Annotated in this window: 5 protein-coding genes and 1 pseudogene; 3 read left to right on the forward strand and 3 right to left on the reverse strand. The window is 71.6% G+C overall.

Annotated features, from left to right (window positions below; genetic code table 11):
- A partial coding sequence (locus VR44_RS33210; RefSeq protein WP_483855148.1) for a UvrA family protein occupies window positions 1-1034 on the reverse strand: 1034 nt, incomplete at its 3' end.
- A 188-nt stretch (window positions 1035-1222) separates the two neighbouring features.
- Here VR44_RS33210 and VR44_RS33215 point away from each other — a divergent pair.
- The 3 genes from VR44_RS33215 (at window position 1223) to VR44_RS33225 (ending at window position 4078) form a co-directional block, all read left to right on the forward strand.
- Window positions 1223-1918, forward strand: coding sequence for a maleylpyruvate isomerase family mycothiol-dependent enzyme (locus VR44_RS33215; protein WP_045951352.1), 696 nt, complete (start codon window positions 1223-1225; stop codon window positions 1916-1918).
- A 9-nt stretch (window positions 1919-1927) separates the two neighbouring features.
- The gene (locus VR44_RS33220) at window positions 1928-2584 is read left to right on the forward strand and encodes an MBL fold metallo-hydrolase (RefSeq protein WP_045951353.1); all 657 of its coding nucleotides are present in this window, start codon (window positions 1928-1930) and stop codon (window positions 2582-2584) included.
- A gap of 168 nt (window positions 2585-2752) precedes the next feature.
- Entirely contained in the window at window positions 2753-4078 is a 1326-nt protein-coding gene (locus VR44_RS33225) for an MFS transporter (protein WP_045951355.1), read from the forward strand.
- Between the two features lie 30 nt (window positions 4079-4108).
- On the opposite strand, the gene VR44_RS33230 is transcribed toward VR44_RS33225, so the two are convergent.
- Window positions 4109-5095 (reverse strand): TerC family protein, encoded by a 987-nt coding sequence (locus tag VR44_RS33230; RefSeq protein WP_045951356.1) that lies wholly within the window; start codon window positions 5093-5095, stop codon window positions 4109-4111.
- A 276-nt stretch (window positions 5096-5371) separates the two neighbouring features.
- Window positions 5372-6506: pseudogene (locus VR44_RS33235) on the reverse strand (TerD family protein); the annotation flags it as partial.

Genomic DNA, 6506 nt, shown 5'->3' on the forward strand with positions numbered 1-6506 from the left:
AGCCCGGCCCACGGGATGTCGGTGCGGAAGCCCAGTTCCCCGGCGAGCGCGCCGACCAGCCGCTGGAAGTAGTCCTTGGTGTGGCCGAGCGACCAGGGCGATACGGCGCCCTCGTCCAGCGACTTCTCCTCGTCGGGGACGATCAGCTCCGGGTCCACCTCCATGCGCGTACCGATGCCGGTGCACTCGGGGCAGGCGCCGAAGGGGGAATTGAAGGAGAAGGAGCGCGGCTCCAGCTCCTCGAAGGACAGGTCGTCGTAGGGGCAGTAGAGGTGCTCGGAGTACATCCGCTCACGCTCAGGGTCGTCCTCGGCGAGGTCGACGAAGTCCAGGATCACCATGCCGCCGGAGAGGCCGAGGGCGGTCTCCACGGAGTCCGTGAGCCGGCGCTTGGCGCTGTCCTTGACGGTGAGGCGGTCGACGACCACCTCGATGGTGTGCTTCTCCTGCTTCTTCAGCGTGGGCGGCTCGGAGAGCTGGATGGTCTGGCCGTCCACCCGGGCGCGGCTGTAGCCCTTGGTCTGGAGGTCGGAGAAGAGGTCGACGAACTCGCCCTTGCGCTCGCGGACCAGCGGGGACAGCACCTGGAAGCGGCTGCCCTCGGGGAGTGCGAGGACCTTGTCGACGATGGCCTGCGGCGACTGCCGGGAGATCGGGCGGCGGCACTCGGGGCAGTGCGGCTTGCCGATGCGGGCGAAGAGCAGGCGGAGGTAGTCGTAGACCTCGGTGATGGTGCCGACGGTGGAGCGGGGGTTGCGCGAGGTCGACTTCTGGTCGATCGAGACGGCCGGGGAGAGGCCCTCGATGAAGTCGACGTCGGGCTTGTCCATCTGCCCCAGGAACTGGCGGGCGTACGACGAGAGCGACTCGACGTAGCGGCGCTGGCCCTCGGCGAAGATCGTGTCGAAGGCCAGGGAGGACTTGCCCGAGCCGGAGAGTCCGGTGAAGACGATGAGGGAATCGCGGGGCAGGTCGAGCGAGACGTTCTTCAGGTTGTGCTCGCGAGCGCCACGAACGATGAGACGGTCGGTCACGCCGGTCCGCACCTTTCTTGAGAGAGCGGGGGCACGGGCCCCCGGCTGTCCAGGGTATGGGGGGCGCCTCTGCGATGGACTGGGTCTGGACTTCCGAGCGTATAGCACGCACATTCGATTTACGGCACGCGCAAGAGGGCTTCACCCGATCGTGTGGCGGGCGTCTCCCGGCCACTAGGCTCGGACCCATGACTGATCATGTGCACGACCTGGCCTCTGTACGTGAAGCCACCGAACGGCTGCTGAACGCGGTCGCGAAACTGGACAACGCCTCCCTCTCCCAGGAGTCACACCTCCCGGGCTGGACCCGCGGCCACATCCTGGCCCACCTGGCGCGCAACGCCGACGCCCTCGTCAACGTCCTCGAGGGCCGCCCCATGTACGAGAGCGCCGCCGCCCGCGACGCGGACATCGAGCGCGACGCCGGCCGGCCACTGGAAGAACACCTGACGGACCTCCGTGATTCCGGGGCCCGCTTCCTGGCCACCACCGGGCCCGACCAGGACTGGCAGCGCACGGTCGAGCTGCGCAACGGGGTCACCGACCTCGCCGCGAACGTGCCGTTCCGCCGGCTCGTCGAGGTCGAGCTCCACCACGTGGACCTCAACGTCGGCTACGAGCTCTCCGACCTGCCGGAGGAGTTCACCGACCGGGAGATCGCCTTCCTCGCCGACCGCTGGTCCGGCCGCCCCGACGTCCCCCCGGTCACGCTCACCGGCCCCGACGGTTCGCCCGTCGCGCGCACCGGCGGCACCGAGGGCACGCCGGTGACCCTCAGCGGCCCCAAGGACGAGCTGCTCGGCTGGCTGGCCGGCCGCGGCCCCAAGGGCGCCCACCTGACCGTCGAGGCGGGCGAGGGCCTGCCCGAGCTCCCCGCGCTCTAGGATTCCCACATGACGTACAGCGGAGCGGTGAAGGTCGGCGGTCCCGCCGACGTGCACGAACTCGCAGACCTGATGATCTCCAAGGTCGCCGTGGGTTCCATGAACAACAACGCGTACCTGCTGCGCTGCCGGGCCACCGGCGAGCAGCTCCTGATCGACGCGGCGGCCGAGCCGGAGACGCTGCTGAACCTGATCGGTGACGACGGCATCGCCTCCGTCGTCACCACCCACCGGCACGGCGACCACTGGGGCGCGCTCCAGGCCGTCGTCGACGCCACGGGGGCGCGGACCTACGCGGGCGCCCACGACGCCGAGGGCATCCCGGTGCCCACCGACGTCCTGGTCCACGACGGGGACGTGATCACCGTCGGACGGGTCTCCCTGACCGCCCGCCACCTGGTCGGCCACACCCCCGGCTCCATCGCCCTCGTCTACGACGACCCGCACGGGCACCCGCACGTGTTCACCGGCGACTGCCTCTTCCCCGGCGGCGTCGGCAACACCTGGGGTGACGCGAAGAACTTCGCCAGTCTCATCGACGACGTCGAGACGAAGCTGTTCGGGCAGCTGCCGGACGAGACCTGGGTCTACCCCGGCCACGGGAACGACACCATGCTCGGCACCGAGCGCCCCCACCTCGCGGAATGGCGCGAGCGGGGCTGGTGACCCCCGGGCGCATGTGCCGCCGTCAACACCGTGCGGCCATGCGCTCCTTCCGGTCGACCTCGACCGAACGCATGTCCCGGGGAGGCGGGCCGGTGTAGTTGCTGCACCATGCGACTGCACCCTTCCCCCTCCCCCGGGACCCCGCCGGCCGGCGCCGCCGGCCCCTCGATGGCGCGGCTCGCCCTGGCCTCCCTGGTCGGCACCGCCATCGAGTTCTACGACTTCTTCGCCTACGGCACGGCCGCCGCCCTGGTGCTCGGCCCGTTGTTCTTCCCCTCGTTCTCCCCGCTCGCGGGAACCCTGGCCGCCTTCGGGACGTTCGGCGTCGGCTTCATCGCCCGTCCGCTGGGCTCCGTGGTCTTCGGGCACATCGGCGACCGCTACGGGCGCCGCCCGGTGCTGCTCGCCTCGCTGCTGCTGACGGGCCTGGCCACGGTGGCGGTGGGGTGCGTGCCCTCGTACGCCTCGATCGGCATCGCCGCACCGGTCCTGCTGCTCCTGCTGCGCTTCCTCCAGGGGCTCGGGCTCGGCGGGGAGTGGGGCGGGGCCGTGCTGCTGACCGCCGAGCACGCCCCCGAGGGGCGGCGCGGGCTCTGGTCGAGCTTCCCGCAGATGGGCCCGTCCGCCGGGTTCCTGATGGCCAACGGGCTGACGCTGGCGCTGTCCGGTCTGCTGAGCGACGCGCGGTTCACCGCCTGGGGCTGGCGGGTGCCGTTCTGGTGCGCCGGGCTGCTGGCGCTGGCCGGGCTGTGGCTGCGCCGCTCGGTGGAGGAGACCCCGGAGTTCCGGGCCCTCAGCGCGACCGGCCGGCGGGCGCAGGCCCCGCTCCCGGAGGTGCTGCGCGGCCACTGGCGGCTGCTCCTGCTGACCGGCGGGGCGATGTCGGTGGGGTACGCGGTCTTCTACGCGGTGACGACCTGGTCGCTGGCGTACACCACCGGCCCCCTGCACATGGACCGCACCGTGATGCTGGCCGTGGTGATGGCCGCCGTCCTGCTGATGGGGCTGGTGACGGCTCCGCTGGCGGCGCTCGGCGACCGCTGGGGGCGGCGGCCGCTGTGCCTGGCCGGCAGCGCGGCCTGCGTGCTGTGGATGTTCCCCTTCGTGGCCCTGCTCGGCAGCGCGGATCCGCTGCTGGTGACGGTGGGCTGCACGGGCTGCACGGGGGCGCTGCTGGCGATGGTCGTGATGTACGCGGTGGCAGGCGCGTACCTGCCGGAGCTGTACGCCCCGCGGATCCGCTGCACCGGCGCGGCCGTCGGCTACAACCTGGGCGGGGTGCTGGGCGGGGCGCTGACCCCGGTCGTGGCGACGGCCCTGGCGGCCGGTTCGGGCCCGCCGTGGGGGGTGGCGGTGTTCCTGACGGTGGTGGCCCTGGTCAGCCTCGGCTGCTTCGCCCTCCTCCCCGAGACCCGGCCGGTCCCGGCGGCGGCCCGGGGCGGTACGGGCGCGGACACGGGAGCGGGGGCGGCCGAAGCGGCCGCCCCCGCGTAGCCCCGCCGGGCCCCGTGGGTCCGGGCCGGATCAGGCGTCGACGATCTCGGTCTCCTCGGCGGCGGCTTCGGCCGCCGCCTGCTTCTTCGAGGCGATCAGGCTGGTGATCGTGGTGACCACCAGGACGCCGCAGATGACGCCCAGGGAGACCGGGATGGAGATCTGCGGGACGTGCACCCCGGATTCGTGCAGGGCGTGCAGCACCAGCTTGACGCCGATGAAGCCGAGGATCACGGACAGGCCGTAGCTGAGGTGGACCAGCTTCTTGAGCAGGCCGCCGATGAGGAAGTACAGCTGGCGCAGGCCCATGAGGGCGAAGGCGTTGGCGGTGAAGACGATGTACGGGTCCTGGGTGAGCCCGAAGATGGCGGGGATGGAGTCCAGGGCGAAGAGGACGTCGGTGGTGCCGATGGCCAGCATGACCACCATGAGCGGGGTCAGGACGCGCTTGCCGTTGTTGCGGATGAAGAGCTTGGTGCCGTGGTAGCGGTCGGCGACGCCGAACTTCTTCTCGATCGACTTGAGGAGGCGGTTCTCCTCGAACTCCTCCTCGTCCTCGTCCTTTCGGGCCTCCTGGATCAGCTTCCAGGCGGTGTAGATCAGGAAGGCGCCGAAGATGTAGAAGACCCACGAGAAGGTGGTGATGATCGCGGCGCCGGCGGCGATGAAGACCGCGCGCAGCACCAGGGCGATCAGTACGCCGATCAGCAGGACGCGCTGCTGGAGGTGGGAGGGCACCGAGAACTTCGCCATGATCAGGACGAAGACGAAGAGGTTGTCCACGCTCAGGGACTTCTCGGTGATGAAGCCGGCGAAGAACTCCTGGGAGGCCTGGCCGTTGCCGGTGAACAGCAGGCCGAGGCCGAAGAGGACGGCGAGGACGATCCAGACGACCGTCCAGGTGCCCGCTTCCTTGATGGAGACGTCGTGCGGCTTGCGGCCGATGAGGAAATCGGCGCCGATGAGGATGCCCAGACCGATGATGGTCAGCACCCATAGGGTCAACGAAACGTCCATGGTGTTCACGCCTCCGGCGGATGGCTCAGCACAGGGTCAGCGTCATCGCTGCCGGAGGTCTCTTCCACCCGGGCGGCTCGCAGGCCGCGGGCCGGCGCCCCGGGGCCACCGCGTTGATCCGAGTGGTCCGTATTGACGGGCACGCCGCGCAGGAAATAGCAGGAATACTCCCCTCCGCAGGTCTCAGGGTACCCGCGGAGGGGGCGAAAGGTAAAGGGATCCCCAAAGAAGGGTCACCCACTGGTCATCGACGGGTCATGGGGCGCCCTTCGTCCGCTATCCGCGGGCGGCCCTGCGGGCCTGCGCGACGCGGTCCAGTGCCTGGTCGAGGACCCGGCTGCCCGGCGGGGGCAGGTCCGGCTCGAAGGTCCAGGCGTGCTGCACCCAGGGGTCGGCGAGGTGGTGGTCCGGTACGGGCGACAGCCGCATCAGGGAGCGCCACAGCGGGTCGAGCAGCGGCCCGTACGCGGAGGCCTCGTCGCGGTCCGCGACCATCAGCAGGTGCACCCCGACGGACGGGCCCTCGTCGGCCAGGTAGCGCAGCTGGGTGACGGCCCGGTCGTCGAAGCCGTGCGGGAAGTCGTGCACGATGAGCAGCTGCTCGGCCGGGTCCAGGTCCGGGGGGAGGTCCTCGGGCGCGCCGGCGCGCAGGGCCATCTGTACGAGGTCCACCCGCCGGGTCAGCCGCGCGAGGGTCTCGGCGACCCCGGCGGCGCCCGCGGCGGGCGGCCCGGCCAGCACTCCGGCGCGTACCAGCGGGGCCAGCGCCGCGGACCCCGCTCCGGCCGCGTCGATGACGTGGACGGAGACCCGGTCGGCCGGGTGCACGGCCAGCAGCCGGGCGGCGTGGGCGACGGCCATGTCCATGGCGGCGCGGCGCAGCCGGTCGGTGTCCATGGTCATGGCGGCCTCGGAGCCGGTGCGGCCGTTGTCGATCCACAGTCCGCGCTCCATCGGGAGCCGCATCAGCATGGGGATCTTCAGGCCGGGGCTCTCGGGCAGGCTGAGGTTGCCCAGGCGCAGGGCCAGGGGGCCTTCCTCGGGGGTGCCCCGGCCGTGCCAGACGGGGTTGTCCCAGCGGGCGTACGCGGCCGGGAGGGCGGGTTCGACCACCTCGGACTCGGCGGTCAGCTGGGCCAGGTCACGGTCGAGGACGGCCCGGGCCTGGGCGACGAGGTCGTCGCGGCGGGCCCGGGCGGTCTCACGGGCGTCGCCGCCGGCGTCTCCGAGGCGGTGGCGAGGGTCGGAGAGGGCCTCGTCCAGCTCGCGGTCCAGCCGGGAGTCGGCGAAGTCGACGGCACCGCGGTAGGCCGCGACGGTGCGGGCCAGGTCCTCGAACATGCCCCAGACCTGGTTGTAGAGCCGCTCGTCCATGGACCAGCCGGTGGCGTCCCCGGCGACGGGGACCGGG

Origin of the sequence: Streptomyces katrae, assembly GCF_000966975.1 — a bacterium.
GTDB lineage: Bacteria > Actinomycetota > Actinomycetes > Streptomycetales > Streptomycetaceae > Streptomyces > Streptomyces katrae.

Excerpts from the sequence above, each read along its gene's own strand:
- VR44_RS33215 (WP_045951352.1), top strand. The coding sequence starts at position 1,223 with ATGACTGATCATGTGCACGACCTGGCCTCTGTACGTGAAGCCACCGAA.
- VR44_RS33220 (WP_045951353.1), top strand. The coding sequence starts at position 1,928 with ATGACGTACAGCGGAGCGGTGAAGGTCGGCGGTCCCGCCGACGTGCAC.
- VR44_RS33225 (WP_045951355.1), top strand. The coding sequence starts at position 2,753 with ATGGCGCGGCTCGCCCTGGCCTCCCTGGTCGGCACCGCCATCGAGTTC.
- VR44_RS33230 (WP_045951356.1), bottom strand. The coding sequence starts at position 5,095 with ATGGACGTTTCGTTGACCCTATGGGTGCTGACCATCATCGGTCTGGGC.